Here is an 18199-nt window from a genome sequence, read left to right as displayed (position 1 = left end):
CTACGCCTTACCCGGCCTACGAGGTTTTGGTTCCCTCTCCCTGTGGGAGAGGGTTAGGGTGAGGGGAATTAAAGGTGAACCACTACCTCATTCCCCTCCGCTTTCACCACCACACCCCACTCGCTGCCCGCGCGTGTACCGCCCTTCACGCCGCTCACCTTCTGCACGTTGCGCAAGCACACCGACCAGTTTTTCGCGTCTCCCACGCCGGTAAAGGTCACGATGTCGCCCTGACGTGACGCCTTCAGCGTAAACGCCACGGAGCCGTCCGCCACAGGCACTTCGCTCATCGCCGTTGCGCCGTCGTCCAGGTTGAACAGCTGGAAGGCCGTCCCCTCGTTCCATGCGTAGTCCGGCTTCTGGTTATTGTTACCCAGCGCCAGCAGCGTGTTGTCGCGCACGTAGACTGGCAGGCTCATGAAATCGTGCTGCTGCTTATGCCAGCGGCTGCCCTGAATTTCGTCATTGTGCCACAGGTGCGTCCATCGGCCTTCCGGCAGGTAGAACTGCACGTCGCCCACCTCGGAGAACACCGGCGCAACCATCACCGCATCCCCCAGCATGTACTGGCGGTCGAGGTAATCACACGCCGGATCGTCCGGGAACTCCAGCATCATCGCCCGCAACATCGGCGTACCGAACTCGCGGGCCAGCGCCGCCTGACGATACAGATACGGCATCAGCTGACATTTCAGCTGCGTAAAGTGGCGAACCACGTCGCAGGACTCGTCATCGTACGCCCACGGCACCCGGTAGGATTTACTACCGTGAAGGCGGCTGTGGCTGGAGAACAGCCCGAACGCGCACCAGCGCTTGTAGACGTGCGCCGGTGCGGTGTTTTCGAACCCACCGATATCGTGGCTCCAGAACCCGAAGCCGGACAGGCCAATCGACAGCCCCCCGCGCAGGCTTTCGGCCATCGATTCGTAGTTGGCGTAGCAGTCGCCGCCCCAGTGTACCGGGAACTGCTGCGCCCCGACGGAGGCAGAACGGGCAAACAGCACCGCCTCTTCTTCTCCCACCGTCTCTTTCAGCACGTTCCACACCAGCTCGTTATAGAGGTAGGCGTAGTGGTTGTGCATCTTCTGCGGATCGGACCCGTCGCACCACTGCACGTCCGTCGGGATACGCTCGCCGAAGTCGGTCTTGAAGCAGTCGACGCCGATGTCCACCAGGCCTTTCAGCTTGTCGGCATACCACTGGCACGCTTCCGGGTTGGTGAAGTCGTAAATCGCCAGCCCCGGCTGCCATTTGTCCCACTGCCACACGCTGCCGTCCGGGCGCTTGAGCAGGTAGCCCTTCTCTTTCAGTTCCCGGAATACCGGTGACTTCTGGCCGATGTACGGGTTGATCCACACGCAGACCTTCAGCCCTTTCTCTTTCAGGCGGCGGATCATCCCTTCCGGGTCCGGGAAGGTCACCGGGTCCCACTCAAAATCACACCACTGGAAGGCCTTCATCCAGAAGCAGTCGAAGTGGAAGACGTGCAGCGGCAGGTCGCGCTCGGCCATGCCGTCGATAAAGCTGTTTACCGTGGCTTCGTCGTAGTTGGTGGTGAACGAGGTGGTCAGCCACAGGCCGAACGACCACGCAGGCGGCAGCGCCGGACGCCCGGTAAACTGCGTATAGCGGTTCAGCACCTCTTTCGGCGTCGGGCCGTCGATCACGAAGTACTCCAGGTATTCCCCTTCGACGCTGAACTGCACTTTGGAGACTTTCTCCGAGCCAATTTCGAAGGAGATGTTTTCCGGGTGATTGACCAGCACGCCGTAGCCGCGGTTGGTCAGGTAGAACGGAATATTTTTGTAGGACTGTTCAGTACTGGTACCGCCGTCGCAGTTCCAGGTATCTACCCTCTGGCCGTTGCGCACCAGGGCGGTAAAGCGCTCGCCGAGACCGTAAACCGTCTCCCCCACGCCCAGATCCAGGCGCTCAAATACGTAATTGCGGTCGGTATTGCTGTCCTGCACGTAGCCGTTGTTTTTCAGCTGGCTGCCGGTGATGCGCTGCCCGTCGCGCAGGAAATCCAGCGCCCAGTACTCGCCTTTGGTGACGCGCACGCTGACGTTGCCACTTTTCAGCTCGGCAAACTCCGCGTTGTTTTCAATCTCAACCTTCGCATCTTTCAATACGTTGAGCGGGTAGTGCGGGCCGTTATTCAACGCGCCCTGGAAGTGCTCGATGCGCACCCCGACAATCCCTTCCTGCGGGGCAAACAGGCGAACCGTGAACATCAACGTGTCGAGCTGCCAGGTGCGCTCGCGCACGTCGCGTGGCGCCACGTAGACCACCAGGTCGTTACCCTGTCGCTCCACGTCGAACACCTGAACCGGATACGTCACGTTCAGCCCCGGTTGAATAAGCCAGTTTCCATCACTGATTTTCATACTTTCGTCCTCTTAGTTCTGTAATTCTTTGCTGACCGGCAGGTTTTCAAACTCCTGCTGATTGCGACGCGCGCCCTGCGCCAGCTCGCCCATGATTTTGGTCAGAAAAGGGGTTTTCAGCGTGTAATAGCGTTTGGCGATGATGGCGCTCAGCACGTAGCAGACCGCCGGGGCCAGGGTAAACAGGCCGATAATGATGCTGATGGTCGCGCTGTTCTGGGTCTTGGCTGCCGCGTCGTAGCCGCCGCCGGCCAGCATCCAGCCGATCATCGCCCCGCCCAGCGCCAGGCCGAGCTTCAGCACGAACAGCGTGCCCGCAAAGCTGATGCCGGTCAGGCGCTTGCCGTTAGTCCATTCGCCGTAGTCGACGGTATCGGACATCATCACCCACTGGATCGGCGTCACCAGCTGGTGCAGCACACCGATGACGAAGATAAAGGCAAACATCAGCACGGTGGCGTGCATCGGGACGAAGAACATCGCCACGCTGACCACCGCCAGCGCGGCGTTGGTCCACCAGAAGATGCTGACCTTGCACTTCCAGTCGGTGAGGGGTTTCGCCAGCGCGGAGCCGATCAGGTTGCCGACGCAGTAGGTGGTGAGGAAGGCGACGAACACCTCCGGCGAGCCCATGATCCAGGTGCAGTAGTACATCATCGCGCCGCCGCGCACGCAGACGGCGAGGATGTTGAGGATGGTGAGCACGCCGACGATGCGCCACTGATCGTTGTGCCAGATGTCGCGCAGGTCTTCCCGCATGGACGTGGTGCTCGGCGGCACCTGGATGCGCTCTTTGGTGGTAAAGAAGCAGAACGCCAGCATCAGGAACGCGACCACCGACAGCACGGCGATCCCGCCCTGGAAGCCGAACGCCTTATCGTCGCCGCCAATCAGGTTCACCAGCGGCATCATCAGCACCGTGGAGAGCATGCCGCCCGCCGTCGCCAGTACGAAGCGCCAGGACTGAAGGGAGATACGCTGCGTCGGGTCGTTGGTGATCACGCCGCCCAGCGCGCAGTACGGAATGTTGACCACGGTATAGAGCAGGGTCAGCAGGGTGTAAGTAATCGCGGCGTAAACCATTTTGCCGTTGAGGCTTAGGTCCGGCGTGGTGTAGGCCAGCACGCAGACGACCCCGAACGGGATGGCACCAAACAAAATCCACGGACGAAACTTGCCCCAGCGGCTGCGGGTGCGGTCGGCAATCAGCCCCATGCACGGGTCGGAGATCGCATCCAGCGCGCGCGCCAGCAGGAACATGGTGCCGACAAACCCGGCGGGAATGCCAAAAATATCGGTGTAAAAAAACATCATGTACAACATGACGTTATCAAAAATGATGTGGCTGGCGGCATCTCCCATGCCGTAGCCAATCTTCTCTTTTACTGACAATACTTCGCTCATCTTCTTTTATCCTTCACGCTGTAGGGTGCGCTGAGACCGGTTACAGAGTTTTAAACCATTGTTTCAGGAGCGGGTATTGCGTTTTCTGGTTAGCAGATTACGTTTCTTGTTTTTTGTGATCGCGGTAAATGTTGAGAGCACGAAGGGCTAACATGAGGATTTTCTTAGGAATTAACTGAAACAGGGGTGTACAGGTCAAAAGAGAGGTGAAAAAAGTGGTGTGGGGTATGTGGTAAATGTCTGAAAGTAGCTATAATGCGCCCCGCCTCCATGTAGCAATCGAGGCGCGGAAGATCGTCATCTCCGGTGAGGTGGCTGGACTTCAAATCCAGTTGGGGACGCCAGCGTTCCCGGGCAGGTTCGACTCCTGTGATCTTCCGCCAAAAATGCCTCACATTTTTAATACTCAAGCTGATGAATGATTCTTTTGTCTTCATTGGAAAGAATCAATGCTATAAGATCCTTTCGTGAATGATGAGCCCTATGAAAAAGATTTGGTTCAATTTTTATTAGAATAGCCGTAAGCACATTTATTAACTTTATAAATGAATTTCCTAATAAATTAAAAACCCCAAAGTCAGATATTGGGAAATTACCAATACATTCAATAACCTGCATGTTATTCACTGATGCAGTATGTACATCTTCACAGAGTTTTGAGTATTTCTCATTTAAATAATTTTTTTCAATTATTGCCGTTTCCGAAAATACTTTATGTGATAATGCGGTCTCAATAACTTTATAAACACTTGTTTCATTGACAATATTAATATCAACTAAACAACCTACTGCCTTAGAAAAGTTTTCTATACAACTTCTCATTACTAGTTTTGCTGCTTTATAGCAACCATGCACAGAAAGGAATAATATAGTCCCTAATTCTGACAAAACCTCACCAATTCTAAATTCAAAGATCTCCTTCTGTTCCTTTGGAAGATTATCAATATAACCATCATCTACTAGCAATTCATGGTGTAATGCTAAGAAAGCAAAATATCTTTTATGCATTCTCTTCAAAACTTCATTGAAGTCAGAGCCAGTCGCTAAATTCAGTATTTTATATTCATTAATGAACTTTTCTAATTCGATAAAATCTCTATTTATTTCTCTCACCTTAAATCTCCTCATTCAGATCTTGAATTATTTCATTCCAACTGAAAGAAGATGAGCTGTTCTTTTTATTATAAAGAGATTTTTTACTTGTTTCATCAGATACAATTTTCTCTAATGCTCTTACAATTTTTTTCAATCCATGATCGTCCAGTGAATTCGCTTCACAAACGATATGTCCGATTATCTCATATTTAGATTTTTTATGATATCTTGGAATCTTTACCCCTATAATTTGTTCAGAAAATAAAGCAATTTCATCATTTGTTTTAAACAAGTTTTGATCTAAAAATAAAGACGGCAGGGCACCCGTTAAAAAGTGTTTATTGGGATTCTCCGGTTTATATCCAATAGTTTCAGAGATATCATTTGCCATAACACTAGAAGAGTCCAAGGCATTATAAATTTTCTTCAGATCGGCAGATGAATACTCAGTCATTATCCAAGAAAGCTCTTCAATGAGTTTTTTAATTTTCGTTATTTCATTTCTTTTTAACATAATTAAACCCCCGCTCTCGAAATCACTTCGCTAGTAATTCTTGACATCGACACGTTTAATTCATGATCATCAAGGTCTAAAATGAATCTTTGGTTTCCTTGCCCCCTAGCTATTGCGGTCCTTTTAGGTAAGGATCGAGAAATTCGTTTCCCTTTCCAATAAGTATTAGTGTCTATGAAATTAACTGCATCTGAATAAACAATAGTATTTTCTTCGGCCATTGTAAGAACTACACCTAAACAAGAAAGTTTCAATCCATAATTTGATGTTATACCATTAACAACAACTCTTAACAAATCAATGCCTGTCGCTGATAATGGTTCAGGACGAACGGGAGTTAAATAAAAATCTGATGCGATCAAAGCTGCAGACATCCATGCAGATGGAGTTGGAGGTGTGTCAATTATTACCCAGTCATAAAGCTCATTTTCACGCAAGTAATTTATATAATTCCTTAGACGCATTTCCTTACCTTGGCCAGACCCCATTTCTAATCGATGTAATTCTAAAGCACCGGGTAATAGATCAAAGCCCTTTCTAATATTGACAGGGACCAATTCCTCTACTTTTTTAGGTGGTATTGTAGTTGTCCCAGTTACAGAACTGACTAAATTAAGAGGAGCATCATTAAAAACATCAAGAACTGTATTGCCTTGCTTTTGTAAATATTCTTTATAATCATTACCGTCCATTATACACTGCGTCGCGTTAAATTGAGGATCGATATCAATAAGAAGTACTCGCTTTTCCTCACGTCTATTAAGGACATCGGCTAAATTCACGGCTAATGTTGTTTTAGCAACACCACCTTTCATATTTACTAAGCTTAATACCTTCATAGAAACCTCATTTCATTTTATTGTGTATAGTAAATTACAATTATTCACGCTTTCGGCTCAATGCCTTTTTTTCTGAGTGCTACTCTTGCCAATTCCTTCAACCAGCTGGCGAGACTGACCCCTTCCTCAGCCGCCACAGCGTCTAATTGCTCCTTCAGTGCCGGATCAATTCGCATCTTAAACTGCGGAGATTGTCCGCCGCCTTTTGGTTTTTTTTCGCGCGATATGATTGACATGAGGCCACCTATCCATCTACTCTGATATACATAGGAGGCCACCTAAACCTCCTGTATTTGCAACGCCCCGATGTGCGGGAACACAACCGGAGCGTCTAACCTCACCAACTATCAAGGAGTTGATTATGGCTGATTCGCATTCTACCCCAGACACCGACCAATCCGGAACCGAGCGTTCGTTAATTGTGGGATACCGCCCGAATGTTTTCGACAAATCCACGCCGAAAATCATCCTTTCCGGCAAGTGGCTACGCGCAGCAGGTTTTGATACCGGGCAGCAGGTCACGATAAAAGTCATGAAAGGATGCATCGTTCTGGTGGCGTATAACGAGCAGGAGCAGAGGTTGCAGGATGATTATAAACGGACGAAAGCAAAGCTCATTGAGATAGAGGACGCGCTTGCGGCGATTCAAACTCCACGTCCTGGAAAGCGCCTCGCAAAATCAAATACAAACCACATGGCTTAGCGGCTGTTTCTGGCATACTACGAGCTTACAGGTATCAACCTTATGACGCGGAGGCAGCATGACATATGAAGAATTAATTAACTCACCAGCCGGTGAATTCGTCATGTTTGCCAGCAAAGATGGAAAAGTTCGCATTGAATGCCGCTTCGAAAGCGATACGTTGTGGCTCTCACAGGCTACGATCTGTGAGTTATACGGCAAAGCCAAAGCAACGATCAGCGGGCATATCAAAAACATTTTTGATGAGGGTGAGCTGATCGAAAATTCAGTTGTTCGGTTTTACCGAACAACTGCCAGCGATGGTAAAGTATATAACGTTCAATATTTTAGCCTGCCCGTGATTCTCGCTATCGGCTATCGCGTCCGCTCCGCGCGAGGTACCCAGTTCCGCCAGTGGGCCACCCAAACGCTACAAGAATACCTGGTTAAAGGCTTCGTTATGGACGACGAGCGCCTGAAAAACCCACCTGTCGGATCATCCGCCGTACCTGACTATTTCGATGAAATGCTGGAACGCATTCGCGATATACGAGCCAGCGAACGCCGGGTCTATCTCCGCGTGAGGGAGATTTTCGCATTAGCCGCTGATTATCAGCCGTCGCTCAAAGAAACCACGCAATTCTTCCAGACCATCCAGAATAAACTGCATTACGCCTGCACGGGTCTTACCGCTGCTGAGTTGATTCATCAACGTGCGGATGCCACTCAACCGCATATGGGGCTGACCAGCTATAAAGGCGAAGAAGTCCGTAAAAGCGATGTCACCACTGCAAAAAATTATCTGTCTCAGGATGAGGTGAGCGAACTAAATCGTGTCGTTAATATGTGGCTCGATTTTGCCGAAGATCAGGCCAAACGCCGCAAGCAGGTATTTTTACGAGACTGGCAAACCAAGCTCGATCAGTTCCTGCAATTCAATGATCGGGACGTTTTAGAAGGAGCAGGCAAAATCAGCAAGAAAGCGGCTGATGAAAAGGCGTGCTCAGAATACATTGAGTTTGAAAAAAAGCAGCGCCTGCTGAAAGAAGCCGAAGGTGAGAAAGATATTATCGGCTTATTAAAATGGGATAAGAAGGCTAAGCGCTAATCCCGATATTCCTGCTCAGCTTCATATGCAACAACGGAAACGGATTCCCCTGCCCGTCCAGTTCCAAGCGCCCGACCTGCTCAAACCCCATATGGCGATAAAACGCGACGCCCTGCGGATTTTGCTCATTCACGTCCACCTCGTTCGCGCCGAACGCTGTGATGGCGTGTTGCAGCAGCAATTTCCCGACGCCCTTCCCGCGGCTCACATCGTCAACAAACAGCATTTCAATGCGGTTTTCATCCACGCCTAAAAAGCCGTGAATAACGCCTGCATCATCGCGGGCCATCACGACGGTGAGGTTTGGCAGATACGCGTTGAGCAATAGCGGACGCAGCGCCGCAATATCGCTTTCCTGTAAAAAGTGATGGGTGGCGCGAACGGAGGATTCCCAGATCGCGACCAGACGTTTGAAGTGTGAGGGGAGTGCGGTTTCTATTTTCATGGGGGGATCATGATTGGAAAACCGAACTATTTCAAGCCACGCTTTGCGGTCTGTTCCCCCCTCACCCTAACCCTCTCCCTCAGGGAGAGGGAACCGATTGTGCTAAACCCTCACCTCCATCACCGCATACACCCCGTCCTTCGGAACCACCACGGTGACGTTTTCCACCGGCACGCCCGCCGCGAGGTGGATATCCTGAAGCTGCTGTAACGACCTCGGATAAATATCCTCCCAGCCGATCCCCCGCAGCACAAAGTCAATTTGCGGGCTGCTGGTGAGCATGTTCGACACAATCACCGCGCCGCCGGGCTTGACCAGCCGCAGCGCGCGCTGTAGAAAAATCACCGCATCGGTATCGTTGAAGTATTCGAAAATCCCCAACGCATCAACCAGTTCGGCCTGATGCTCGCCCAGCTCCAGCAGCAGGTCCTCGTTACGCACCAGCGTATGGAGCAGGTCGCGTCTGAGGAGGGTTAGCTGTTCGCCCACCACAATCCCTTCCTGCGCCGCCATGGTTTCGGCCCAACTCAGGGCGACGGCATCTTTATCGACCAGCGTGAGATACACGTGCTGACCATCAAGTTCGGCATTGCGGAGCGCTTCCAGCACCGGGATGGCGGCCCCGCTCGCCAGGCTGACCCAGTTATTTTCACTTTCGTTGTGAATGTATTTTTCCACCAGCGCGGCCAGCACGCGGGCGCGGGAGCGCACGCCGATGGCATCATTGGCGTGAATAAACCACTGGCGGCTGTCGCTGTCCATTTTCGTCCCTTCGGGAAGACGCTCTTCCAGCGGATTTTGCACCACAAAAAGTGCCAGCGCAGAGGGAACCAGCCGGGTTCGCCACGCGGTGAGCGCCGGACGGTTGCGAAAGGCTTGTTCGGAATAGCGGTTCTGCGGGACAAGCACTGCCTGGCCGCCCTCTTCCCATTCAACAAAAGGAGGGCGGAGCGCCGGATCGGCTTTCAGTCCCCGATCGATGGCATTTATCTCCCGGACGGTATCGTCTTTCATCGGCCACCGATCGCTGACGTCGGGAAAGGACGCACTGAAAATCGTCATATTTTCCGGTGCATCGCCGCGAAAAGGCTGCCAGTTCATGTCGTCTTTCCTCCGTTAGGCTTTTAACGGAAGTCTATCCAGGCGAGCCAGTAATACCCTACGAAGAAAGCACGATCTTCACTGCTTCACCCACACCAATTGATCGGTTTGGAAGCCCAGACCGCGCGCGGTGTTCAGGTAATCCTGTTTCACCGCATCCGGGATGGTTGGCGTGCGCGACAGGATCCACAGGTAGTCGCGGTTCGGGCCGCTGACCAGCGCGTACTGGTACTTATCGTCCAGTTTGATCACGTTATACCCGCCGTAGAACGGGCCGAAGAAGGACACCTTCAGCGCGGCCGTGGTCGGTTCGCCGGTAAAGTAGGCTTTACCCTCGCTCTCATTCCACTTGTTCTTCACCGGGTCGTAGCCGCGGTTAAGCACGCTGATGCCGCCGTCGCTGCGCTTGCCGTAGGTGGCGGTAACCTGCTCCAGGCCGCGTTCAAAGCGGTTTTCCAGGCGAGCGACTTCGTACCATTTGCCAAGATAGCGGCTGGCGTCAAAACCGGAAATGGGTTGCACGCCCTTCGGCGGGGTGGGGGATTTACAGGCTACCAGCGTCAGGGCAATGGCAACACCGGTCACAACAGGCCATAGCTTCATGAGAATTCCTTTCATTTGCACGGTTGGAAATTAAGTGTAGTGCACCGCGGCGGCGCTTCATCCCGTCCGCGAAAATTCGTAGTATATTGAGAGTATTCCTCAACTCTGGACACGGACATGGCTTACTCCATCGGCGAATTCGCCAGACTCAGCGGGATCACCGCCACCACGCTGCGGGCCTGGCAGCGGCGCTACGGCTTACTCAAGCCTCAGCGCACGGAGGGCGGCCACCGCCAGTACAGCGATGAGGACGTCCAGCAGGCGCTAAAAATCCTCGACTGGGTAAAAAAAGGCGTCCCGATTGGCCAGGTCAAACCGCTGCTGGAGCGCCCTACGTCGCGCCTGACCAACAATTGGCTCACGCTGCAGCAGACCATGTTACAGCGCCTGCAGGACGGCAAAATCGAGTCCCTGCGCCAGATGATTTACGACGCAGGACGCGAGTACCCAAGACCAGAACTGGTCGCGAACGTGCTGCGTCCGCTACGCAGTCAGGTATCGGCAAACGTCGCCGCCGCCATGACCCTGCGGGAGATCCTCGACGGCATCATCATCGCCTACACCTCGTTTTGCCTGGAAGGCGACAAAAAAGCGCCGGGCGACAACATCCTGCTCAGCGGTTGGTACCTGAATGACCCGTGCGAAGTCTGGCTCGAAGCCTTAACCCGCACCGGGCAAGGCCACCGTATCGATATTTTACCCACGCCGCCCGCCACGCTGGCCCCGGAGATTTTCCCGGACCGCCACTGGCTTCTGGTCACGCGCGGTAAACTCACCGCCGCGCGCAAAAAGCAGATCGAGCAGTGGCAGCAGCAGGTATCGCTTGAAGTGATTATCCTCTAATCATTTTCTCCTGTGGGAATCTTCACGAAAAGTTGAATATTTTCCCGCGCCACAAATGCTAACGTTTTCCTGTGACCGACAACCCCACAGGAAAACACAATGAAAAAAACTGCCTCTCTGCTGATGCTGACTACCCTGGCCTTTGCTCCTGCCGCCTTTAGCGCCCCTGCCGGCACGCTGAGCGTACACATTCTTGACCAGCAAACCGGGATGCCGCCATCGGACGTTACCGTCACGCTGGAAAAACAGCAGCAGGACAAATGGACCCCAATTGCCAGCGGCAAAACTGACCATGACGGCCGCATCAAATCGCTTTATCCGCAGGATCAGGATATGCAGCCCGGCGTCTATAAAGTGACCTTTAAAACCGCAGATTACTTCCACGGGAAGAAGCTGGACTCCTTCTTCCCGGAGATCCCGGTGCTGTTCACCGTAACCCGCACCAACGAAAAGCTGCACATCCCTCTCCTGCTGAGCCAGTACGGTTATTCAACTTATAAGGGCAGTTAATCAACGTTGATTTTAAAGGAAAATAAAAAATAATTCCGCTAATACTTGGACAAATTAGTCATGTTGTGTAAGTTTTAAAGAGAAGAACGGGAGGACCACACCATGACAACAAAACCTGTGCTCGGTATTAGCGGATGTTTGACCGGGTCTGCCGTTCGCTTTGACGGCGGACACAAGCGTATGGGCTTTGTCATGGATGAACTGGCCCAGTGGGTGAGTTTCAGGCCCGTCTGCCCGGAAATGGCGATTGGCCTGCCAACGCCTCGCCCGGCCATACGCCTGACGCTGACGGACAGCGGCGAAACGCAGCTCCGCTTCAGCAAGCCGCCCCATGATGATATTACGCAGAAAATGGCCGACTTTACGGCGGACTATCTGCCAAAAATCGGCGATCTGTCGGGATTTATCGTCTGCGCGAAATCGCCAAGCTGCGGCATGGAACGCGTGCGGCTGTATGATGAAAACGGCAACCGGGGCCGCAAGGAGGGTGTCGGGCTGTTCACCGCCGCCCTGCTTGAAACCTACCCGTGGCTGCCCGTGGAGGAAGACGGTCGGCTGCACGACCCAGTGCTGCGGGAAAACTTTATCGAGCGGGTATTTGCCCTGCACGAGCTGAACACGCTGCGTGCTCAAGGCCTGACGCGCCGCGCGCTGCTGGATTTCCACAGCCGCTATAAATTGCAGCTGCTGGCGCACCACCAGGCGGGCTACCGCGAGATTGGCCCGTTCGTTGCGTCGCTGCATGAATGGGAAGATCTGGACGCTTTCTTCGTGGCGTACCGCGAAAAGCTGATGACGATCCTGAAAAAGCCCGCTTCGCGGAAAAACCATACCAACGTGCTAATGCATATTCAGGGCTATTTCCGTAACCAGCTGAACAGCCGCCAGCGCGTCGAACTGCGCGATGTGATCCTGCACTATCGCGACGGGCTGCTGCCCATCCTCGCGCCGCTGACGCTGCTGAAACACTATATGGCCGAATATCCTGACCGGTATCTGATGACGCAAAACTACTTTGATCCCTATCCTGATGATTTGGGTCTGCGTCTGGCAGTAACCTGACGATAAAAATGCGAAGGCCCGTTTGACCCATAGAGGCCCAAAGCAGTACCCCGTTTAGACGACATCCTCACTGTCGTCTCTTTTTTGCATTCCACGCAAAATACTGTAATTATATACAGGCCAGTAACGCAAAAAAGGGACTGCCTGTGATCACCACCCTGCACATTCAAAACTACCGCTCGATTCGCGAAATGTCACTGGAGCTGGAACAGCTCAACATCGTCTTTGGCCCAAACGGCACCGGAAAATCAAATATCTACAAAGCGATCCACCTGATGCACAGCGCCGCGCAGGGGCAGTTTTCGCAGGCACTGGCGAACGAGGGTGGGATTTTAAAAGTCTTCTGGGCAGGCAAAACCCGCAGCGACCAGCTGCGGCGGATGAATTTGGCCGTTGAAACCGAAACCTACGAATACGAGCTGCAGGTAGGCTTTGTCGAAAAACTGCCTTACCCCTCGCAGTTTCAACTCGATCCGGTGATCAAAGAAGAGTCCATCTGGCTGAGTGGTCAATACCGCCGCCCGTCGTCACAGCTGATGAAGCGCAGGAATCAGGCAGTGTTTCTGAATAACGTGCATCACGAGAAAGTGACCCACAGCGGCACGCTTTACGAAAACGAATCGGTGTTCGGCCAGCTTGGCGAGCCGCATCTCTACCCGGAAGTGTCGCAGATGCGCGAGTCCCTGCGTAACTGGCGCTTTTACCATGAGTTTTCCGTCTCATCCGGCTCGGCCATGCGCGCGCCTCAGGTCGGTTTCCGCTCCCCGGTGCTGGCCAGCGACGGGGCAAACCTGGCGGCGGCGTTTCAGACCATAGTGGAAATTGGCGACGAGCTGCTGCTGATGCGCATTCTCGACCAGGCCTTCCCCGGCTGCGTGTTTTACAGCGACAACACCGGTGGGCGTTTTCGCATGATGATGCAGCGTGAAGGGCTGAGCAGACCGCTGGAACCGGCGGAGTTTTCCGACGGCACTCTGCGTTTTCTGTGCCTGGCGGTGGCGCTATTAAGCCCGCGTCCACCGGCCTTTATCGCGTTGAACGAACCGGAAAACAGCCTGCATCCGCAGATGCTGCCCGCGCTGGCGAGCTTAATCGCAGAGGCCAGCCGCTACTCGCAGATCTGGCTGACCAGCCACTCGCCGGAGCTGGCGAATTTAATTGAGAAACAGCGATCGTTTTCGCTGTATCAGCTGTCGATGGTGGAAGGGGAAACGAAGGTGGAGAGGCTGGGGTAAACGCCGGGTGGCGCTGCGCTTACCCGGCCTACGAATGAGTCCGAAAGGTCCTCCGCCACTCCGCCGGACTCACCCCAAAACGCGCCTTAAACTGCTGTCGCCAGGTGACGGCGGAATTAAACCCCACTAGCTCAGCCACGCGCTCAATCGGCATATTTCCGGCTTCAAGCAGGATCTGGCTGCGCAGTAGCGCGGCGTCGCTGTCGTTTTGTACATAAATCGGTTTGTCTTTGGCGATCTGTGCAATGGCGGTTTGATCCCAATGATCGTCATGCGTGTGGGTGACAATCACCGCGTCGGCATCGAGCAGCGTAGTAACCTCAACAGGCAGGTCAACGGTCGGGTTACGAATATCTGCATGCGCCGTGCCCGGGAAACCGGGGTAAGCCCCTTTCGGCGCGAGCATGGGGGCAACTAAAAAACGTTTTCCCGCGTAGGTAATCAGCTGAGTGGCATTGCGAATCTGAGTAATGTTCATGGGCTATCCTCCGGTGGGTGTGATAAGGAGAATAGCCCGTGACCACGCGTTACGATGTGGGCTAAAGGGCGATGATCGATGGAATTGGGCCAAACTTACCAGCCTGGCACCGCGCCGCCGTTGAAGATCGTTTCGGCCGCTTTTGCCACCTCAGGCGACTGATACGACTGTATGAATTCCTTCACGTTTTCCGCATTTTTATTGTCTTCACGCGTCACGACAATGTTCACATACGGCGAGTTTTTATCTTCAATGAAGACGCTGTCATGAACCGGCGACAGGCCGGTTTGCTGGAGGTAGGTGGTACTAATAATGGCGACATCCACCTTCGGATCGTCCAGCACGCGCGGCAACTGCGCGCCTTCCAGCTCCATAATCTTCAGATTTTTAGGGTTTGCGGTGATATCCAGCGCCGTCGGCAGCAGGCCAACGTCCGGCTTCAGGGCAATCAGCTTCTCTTTTTGCAGCAGCAGCAGCGCGCGACCGAGGTTGGTTGGGTCGTTAGGAATGGCAATCGTTGCGCCGTCTTTCAGTTCATTCACCGATTTAATCTTGCGGGAATAGCCAGCCATCGGGAAAACGAAGGTGTTTGCAACGGCAACCAGCTTGTAGCCGTGCGCCTTGTTATCTTCTGCGAGGAACGGGCGGTGCTGGAAGACGTTGGCATCCAGCTCCCCCTGGTTAGTGGCATCGTTGGGCAGCAGCGATCCGCTAAAGCCCACCAGCTCCACGTCCAGACCGTATTTCTCTTTTGCCACCTTTTTAGCGACCTCCGCCACGTCCTGCTCGGCACCGTTAATCACGCCGACCTTAATGTGTTTGGCATCATTGCTGCTTTGGTCACAGCCCGCGAGCAGCAGGCCAGTCAGGAGAAGCGCACCCAGTCGAAGTTTCACGAGACAGTTCCTTTTGTTAGACGTTTTGAAGACTATATCGACAACGCGACGGCGCGCTAAAAAACGAAAAGGAATCAATAAGAAGGATAAGTTATATGCGGCCTATTGCCGGGTGGCGCTGCGCTTACCCGGCCTACGCGCGGAGGTGTTGTAGGCCCGGTAAGCAAAGCGCCACCGGGCGATGGGCATCACGCCTGCCGACGCAGCGGTGCTTCCTGTAAAAACCACGACAGCGCAAACGCCAGCACCATAATCCCTGCCGCCAGCAGGAATACCGCATGAATGGCCGAGCCGAAGGCATCAAGGTAGTCCAGCCTCAGAGCGTCAGGCAGATGGTGGATGGCGGTCGGGTTCAGCTCGCGCGGCAGTTCCGCGCCTTCCGGAAGGCTGTCCATCAGCCCCGATTGCAGAATATTCGTGAATACCGCGCCAAACAGCGCAACGCCAATGGCCCCGCCAATGGAACGGAAGAGCGTGACGCCAGAGGTGGCTACGCCGTATTGATCCGCCGACACGCTGTTTTGCACCGCCAGCACCAGCACCTGCATCACCAGTCCCAGCCCCATGCCCAGCACGCTGGTGAACAGATAAAGCTGCCAGGTTGGCGACGTGATTGAAATGCGCGTCAGTAAAAACATCCCCACCACGCCGAGCAGCGTGCCGAGGATCGGGAACAGGCGATATTTCCCGGTACGGCTGATGATCCGCCCGCTGATAATCGAGGTCAGCAGCAGCCCGCCCATTAGCGGAATGAGCTGCAAACCGGCCTGCGTTGGCGTGGCGTCTTTCACCACCTGCAGGTACAGCGGCAGGAAGGTCACTGAGCCAAACAGCGACATGCCGATGATAAAGCCAATCAGGCTGCAGAGCAGGAAGCTGCGGTCGCGGAACAGCGACAGCGGAATAATCGGCTCCCACGCCAGCCGCTCCTCATAGATAAACCCGGCAATGCCCGTCAGGCCAAAGGCCAGAATGCACCACAGCTGCGGGTCGCTCCACGGGCGAACGGTGCCGCCTTCGGTGGTAAACAGGATGATGCACAGCAGCGCCATGCTGAGGTAAATCGCCCCCAGATAGTCAATCTCGTGCTTGCTGCGCCGCGCGCTGCCGTGAAATACCGCGCCTATTACCAGCAGCGCAAACAGCCCCAGCGGCAGGTTGATGTAGAAAATCCAGCGCCAGGATGCGTGCTGGACGATAAACCCGCCGATCAGCGGCCCGATGACCGTCGCCAGGCCAAACACACCGCCAAACAGCCCCTGATAGCGCCCGCGATCGGCTGGCGGGATCACGTCCGCCACGGCGGCCATGCTAATCACCATCAGGCCGCCGCCGCCCAGCCCCTGCAGGGCTCGCATCAGCACCAGCTGGGTCATGTTTTGCGCCAGCCCGCACAGCGCGGAGCCCACGAGGAACAGCACAATGGCGATTTGCAGGACAATTTTGCGACCAAACAGATCGCCGAATTTACCGTACAGCGGCACCACGATGGTGGAGCTGAGGATATAGGCCGTCACTACCCAGGAGAGCTTATCCAGGCCGCCCAGCTCACCGACAATGGTAGGCAGCGCCGTAGAGACGATGGTTTGATCAAGCGCAGAAAGCAGCATCACCAGCAGCAGCGCGCTGAACAGCAGCTTAATCGACGGCGCTTTTTGCGCGGGTGGGTTCATGACGTCGGATTCCATAAGAGATCGCTTGAAATTAATTAATCGCATAATTAATATTTGTGGAAGTGATGAATAAGATCAAGAGGCACCGTGGTCATGCCAGCATTAAAAGACAATTCTGAACCGCGTCGCCCCGGCCGCCCTCGCGGGGGTAAACGCGTCACCGCCAGCCGCGAAGAGCTGCTGGATATCGCCCTGAACCTCTTTTCCCGTCAGGGGATCGCCAATACCTCACTCAACGCCATTGCCAAAGAGGCGGGCGTCACGCCCGCGATGCTGCACTATTACTTCAACTCCCGAGAGCAACTGCTGGATGCGATGATTGAGGAGCGTTTCCTGCCGTTACGCGAGCGGATCGGGACGATTTTCGCCGATAACCGGGATTCGCCGGTGAACGCCCTGACGGAAATGGTTAAGGTGCTGGCCGAACTGGCGGAACAGTATCCCTGGTTTGCACCGCTGTGGATGCAGGAGGTGATTGGCGAAATGCCGGTCCTGCGCACCCATCTTCAGGCGCGGTTTGGTGACAAGAAGTATCAGGCGACGCTTGCCACCCTCAAAGGCTGGCAGCAGGAAGGGAAGCTGAATCAGGCGCTGGCACCGGAGCTGCTGTTTACCACCTTGCTGAGCCTGGTGCTGGTGCCGTTCTCACGCATGCGCAATGACGAGAGGCTAAAATCCCTCTCGCCGGAAATCATTGTCCGTCATGCGCTTGCCGTAATCGGCACCGGGATCGGCGGTTAAAGCGCCTTTGCCAGATAGTGGCGCTGCATGCCTGCATAGGGGTAATCCTGCAAAGACATTTGCAGCCGGTAGCCCTGCTTTTCATAGAACGGGCGTGCCTGGAAGCTGGCGGTATCGACCAGCGCGTGCTTGCAGCCCTGGCGTCGGGCTTCATCTTCTGCCGTTTTGATGAGCTCGCTGCCGACGCCGGAACCGCGCACGCTATCGCTGACCCACAGAAAATCAATATTTAACCAGTCGCCTTTACGCACCCCAATTAGCCCGCCGAGCATGATCCCTTTTTCGTCCCGCACGTAAACGCCAATATCCCCGCTGAAGTTCGCCAGATCTAAAAACTGCCCGTTATAGGCTCTCAGCCCCGTTAATAACTCTTCTTTCTCTTCGGATGTAACTTTTTTAGTAATGCTCAACTGCATATTGTTCTCCTTATTTTCAGCGCAATCTGAATATCTCACAGCTTAACCTTCATAAAAACTCCTTATTTCCTCCATTGTTTAATCCAGGAAATATTCATTCAATATGAAAATAAAAAAAGCCTTTCCAATACGCACCTAAAACGTATAATGAGAACGATCATTCTCAC

20 protein-coding genes, 1 tRNA gene and 1 pseudogene are annotated in these 18199 nt (G+C 53.8%); 8 read left to right on the top strand and 14 right to left on the bottom strand.

Annotated features, from left to right (window positions below):
* Nucleotides 1-68: 68 nt before the first annotated feature.
* Entirely contained in the window at nt 69-2387 is a 2319-nt protein-coding gene (gene yicI / locus KW829_RS20695) for an alpha-xylosidase (protein ID WP_218308976.1), read from the bottom strand.
* Nucleotides 2388-2399: 12 nt separating this feature from the next.
* A complete protein-coding gene (locus KW829_RS20690; protein WP_218308974.1) occupies nt 2400-3791 on the bottom strand; it encodes a glycoside-pentoside-hexuronide family transporter in 1392 nt (463 codons plus the stop codon).
* 288 nt (nt 3792-4079) lie between these two features.
* On the opposite strand from KW829_RS20690, the gene KW829_RS20685 reads away from it, so the two are divergent.
* Nucleotides 4080-4174, top strand: a tRNA-Sec gene (locus KW829_RS20685).
* 16 nt (nt 4175-4190) lie between these two features.
* On the opposite strand, the gene KW829_RS20680 is transcribed toward KW829_RS20685, so the two are convergent.
* The 4 genes from KW829_RS20680 to KW829_RS20665 are packed head-to-tail and all read right to left on the bottom strand — an operon-like array spanning nt 4191 to nt 6475.
* The gene (locus tag KW829_RS20680) at nt 4191-4904 is read right to left on the bottom strand and encodes a hypothetical protein (RefSeq protein WP_218308972.1); all 714 of its coding nucleotides are present in this window, start codon (nt 4902-4904) and stop codon (nt 4191-4193) included.
* Between the two features lies 1 nt (nt 4905).
* Nucleotides 4906-5400 carry a hypothetical protein gene (locus KW829_RS20675; RefSeq protein ID WP_218308970.1) on the bottom strand — a complete coding sequence of 165 codons (495 nt, stop codon included), beginning with the start codon at nt 5398-5400 and terminating at the stop codon, nt 4906-4908.
* A 2-nt stretch (nt 5401-5402) separates the two neighbouring features.
* A complete protein-coding gene (locus KW829_RS20670; protein ID WP_218308969.1) occupies nt 5403-6239 on the bottom strand; it encodes a ParA family protein in 837 nt (278 codons plus the stop codon).
* A 44-nt stretch (nt 6240-6283) separates the two neighbouring features.
* Entirely contained in the window at nt 6284-6475 is a 192-nt protein-coding gene (locus KW829_RS20665) for a toxin-antitoxin system HicB family antitoxin (protein ID WP_218308967.1), read from the bottom strand.
* Between the two features lie 125 nt (nt 6476-6600).
* On the opposite strand from KW829_RS20665, the gene KW829_RS20660 reads away from it, so the two are divergent.
* Both KW829_RS20660 and KW829_RS20655 read left to right on the top strand, forming a co-directional pair.
* On the top strand, nt 6601-6942 hold the full coding sequence (locus tag KW829_RS20660; RefSeq protein ID WP_218308965.1) for a SymE family type I addiction module toxin: 342 nt from the start codon (nt 6601-6603) through the stop codon (nt 6940-6942).
* Between the two features lie 58 nt (nt 6943-7000).
* Entirely contained in the window at nt 7001-8029 is a 1029-nt protein-coding gene (locus tag KW829_RS20655) for a virulence RhuM family protein (RefSeq protein ID WP_218308963.1), read from the top strand.
* Here the strand turns inward: KW829_RS20655 and KW829_RS20650 are convergent.
* The 3 genes from KW829_RS20650 to KW829_RS20640 form a co-directional block, all read right to left on the bottom strand.
* The gene (locus tag KW829_RS20650; RefSeq protein WP_218308961.1) at nt 8019-8474 is read right to left on the bottom strand and encodes a GNAT family N-acetyltransferase; all 456 of its coding nucleotides are present in this window, start codon (nt 8472-8474) and stop codon (nt 8019-8021) included. The genes KW829_RS20655 and KW829_RS20650 overlap by 11 nt on opposite strands.
* A 102-nt stretch (nt 8475-8576) precedes the next feature.
* A complete protein-coding gene (locus KW829_RS20645; protein ID WP_218308958.1) occupies nt 8577-9575 on the bottom strand; it encodes a class I SAM-dependent methyltransferase in 999 nt (332 codons plus the stop codon).
* A 78-nt stretch (nt 9576-9653) separates the two neighbouring features.
* Entirely contained in the window at nt 9654-10178 is a 525-nt protein-coding gene (locus KW829_RS20640; protein WP_182401966.1) for a lipocalin family protein, read from the bottom strand.
* Between the two features lie 117 nt (nt 10179-10295).
* On the opposite strand from KW829_RS20640, the gene KW829_RS20635 reads away from it, so the two are divergent.
* The 4 genes from KW829_RS20635 to KW829_RS20620 all read left to right on the top strand — a co-directional run bounded on the left by KW829_RS20635 (nt 10296) and on the right by KW829_RS20620 (nt 13828).
* On the top strand, nt 10296-11021 hold the full coding sequence (locus KW829_RS20635) for a MerR family transcriptional regulator (protein ID WP_010426471.1): 726 nt from the start codon (nt 10296-10298) through the stop codon (nt 11019-11021).
* Between the two features lie 99 nt (nt 11022-11120).
* Complete coding sequence (uraH, locus tag KW829_RS20630) at nt 11121-11531, top strand: hydroxyisourate hydrolase (RefSeq protein ID WP_042714413.1); 411 nt, start codon at nt 11121-11123, stop codon at nt 11529-11531.
* Between the two features lie 102 nt (nt 11532-11633).
* Nucleotides 11634-12593 (top strand): DUF523 and DUF1722 domain-containing protein, encoded by a 960-nt coding sequence (locus KW829_RS20625; RefSeq protein WP_010426475.1) that lies wholly within the window; start codon nt 11634-11636, stop codon nt 12591-12593.
* A 146-nt stretch (nt 12594-12739) separates the two neighbouring features.
* Nucleotides 12740-13828: an AAA family ATPase gene (locus tag KW829_RS20620; protein WP_218308957.1), complete on the top strand. Its 1089-nt coding sequence runs from the start codon at nt 12740-12742 to the stop codon at nt 13826-13828.
* 28 nt (nt 13829-13856) lie between these two features.
* Here KW829_RS20620 and KW829_RS22970 read toward each other — a convergent pair whose 3' ends face one another.
* The 4 genes and pseudogenes from KW829_RS22970 to KW829_RS20605 all read right to left on the bottom strand — a co-directional run bounded on the left by KW829_RS22970 (nt 13857) and on the right by KW829_RS20605 (nt 16875).
* A complete protein-coding gene (locus KW829_RS22970) occupies nt 13857-13982 on the bottom strand; it encodes an AraC family transcriptional regulator (RefSeq protein WP_256350693.1) in 126 nt (41 codons plus the stop codon).
* A 21-nt stretch (nt 13983-14003) separates the two neighbouring features.
* Nucleotides 14004-14306: pseudogene (locus KW829_RS20615) on the bottom strand (MBL fold metallo-hydrolase); the annotation flags it as partial.
* Nucleotides 14307-14401: 95 nt separating this feature from the next.
* Entirely contained in the window at nt 14402-15202 is an 801-nt protein-coding gene (gene nlpA, locus KW829_RS20610) for a lipoprotein NlpA (protein WP_010426489.1), read from the bottom strand.
* Between the two features lie 188 nt (nt 15203-15390).
* Complete coding sequence (locus tag KW829_RS20605) at nt 15391-16875, bottom strand: MDR family MFS transporter (protein WP_218308954.1); 1485 nt, start codon at nt 16873-16875, stop codon at nt 15391-15393.
* Between the two features lie 93 nt (nt 16876-16968).
* Here KW829_RS20605 and KW829_RS20600 point away from each other — a divergent pair, with 93 nt between their 5' ends.
* Nucleotides 16969-17616 (top strand): TetR/AcrR family transcriptional regulator, encoded by a 648-nt coding sequence (locus tag KW829_RS20600; protein WP_218308951.1) that lies wholly within the window; start codon nt 16969-16971, stop codon nt 17614-17616.
* Here KW829_RS20600 and KW829_RS20595 read toward each other — a convergent pair.
* Entirely contained in the window at nt 17613-18032 is a 420-nt protein-coding gene (locus KW829_RS20595; RefSeq protein ID WP_218308949.1) for a GNAT family N-acetyltransferase, read from the bottom strand. The genes KW829_RS20600 and KW829_RS20595 overlap by 4 nt on opposite strands.
* Nucleotides 18033-18199 lie beyond the last annotated feature (167 nt).

Source organism: Enterobacter sp. ENT02, from assembly GCF_019219165.1.
Lineage (GTDB): Bacteria > Pseudomonadota > Gammaproteobacteria > Enterobacterales > Enterobacteriaceae > Enterobacter > Enterobacter mori.
This window is presented reverse-complemented; position numbering and strand designations above follow the sequence as displayed.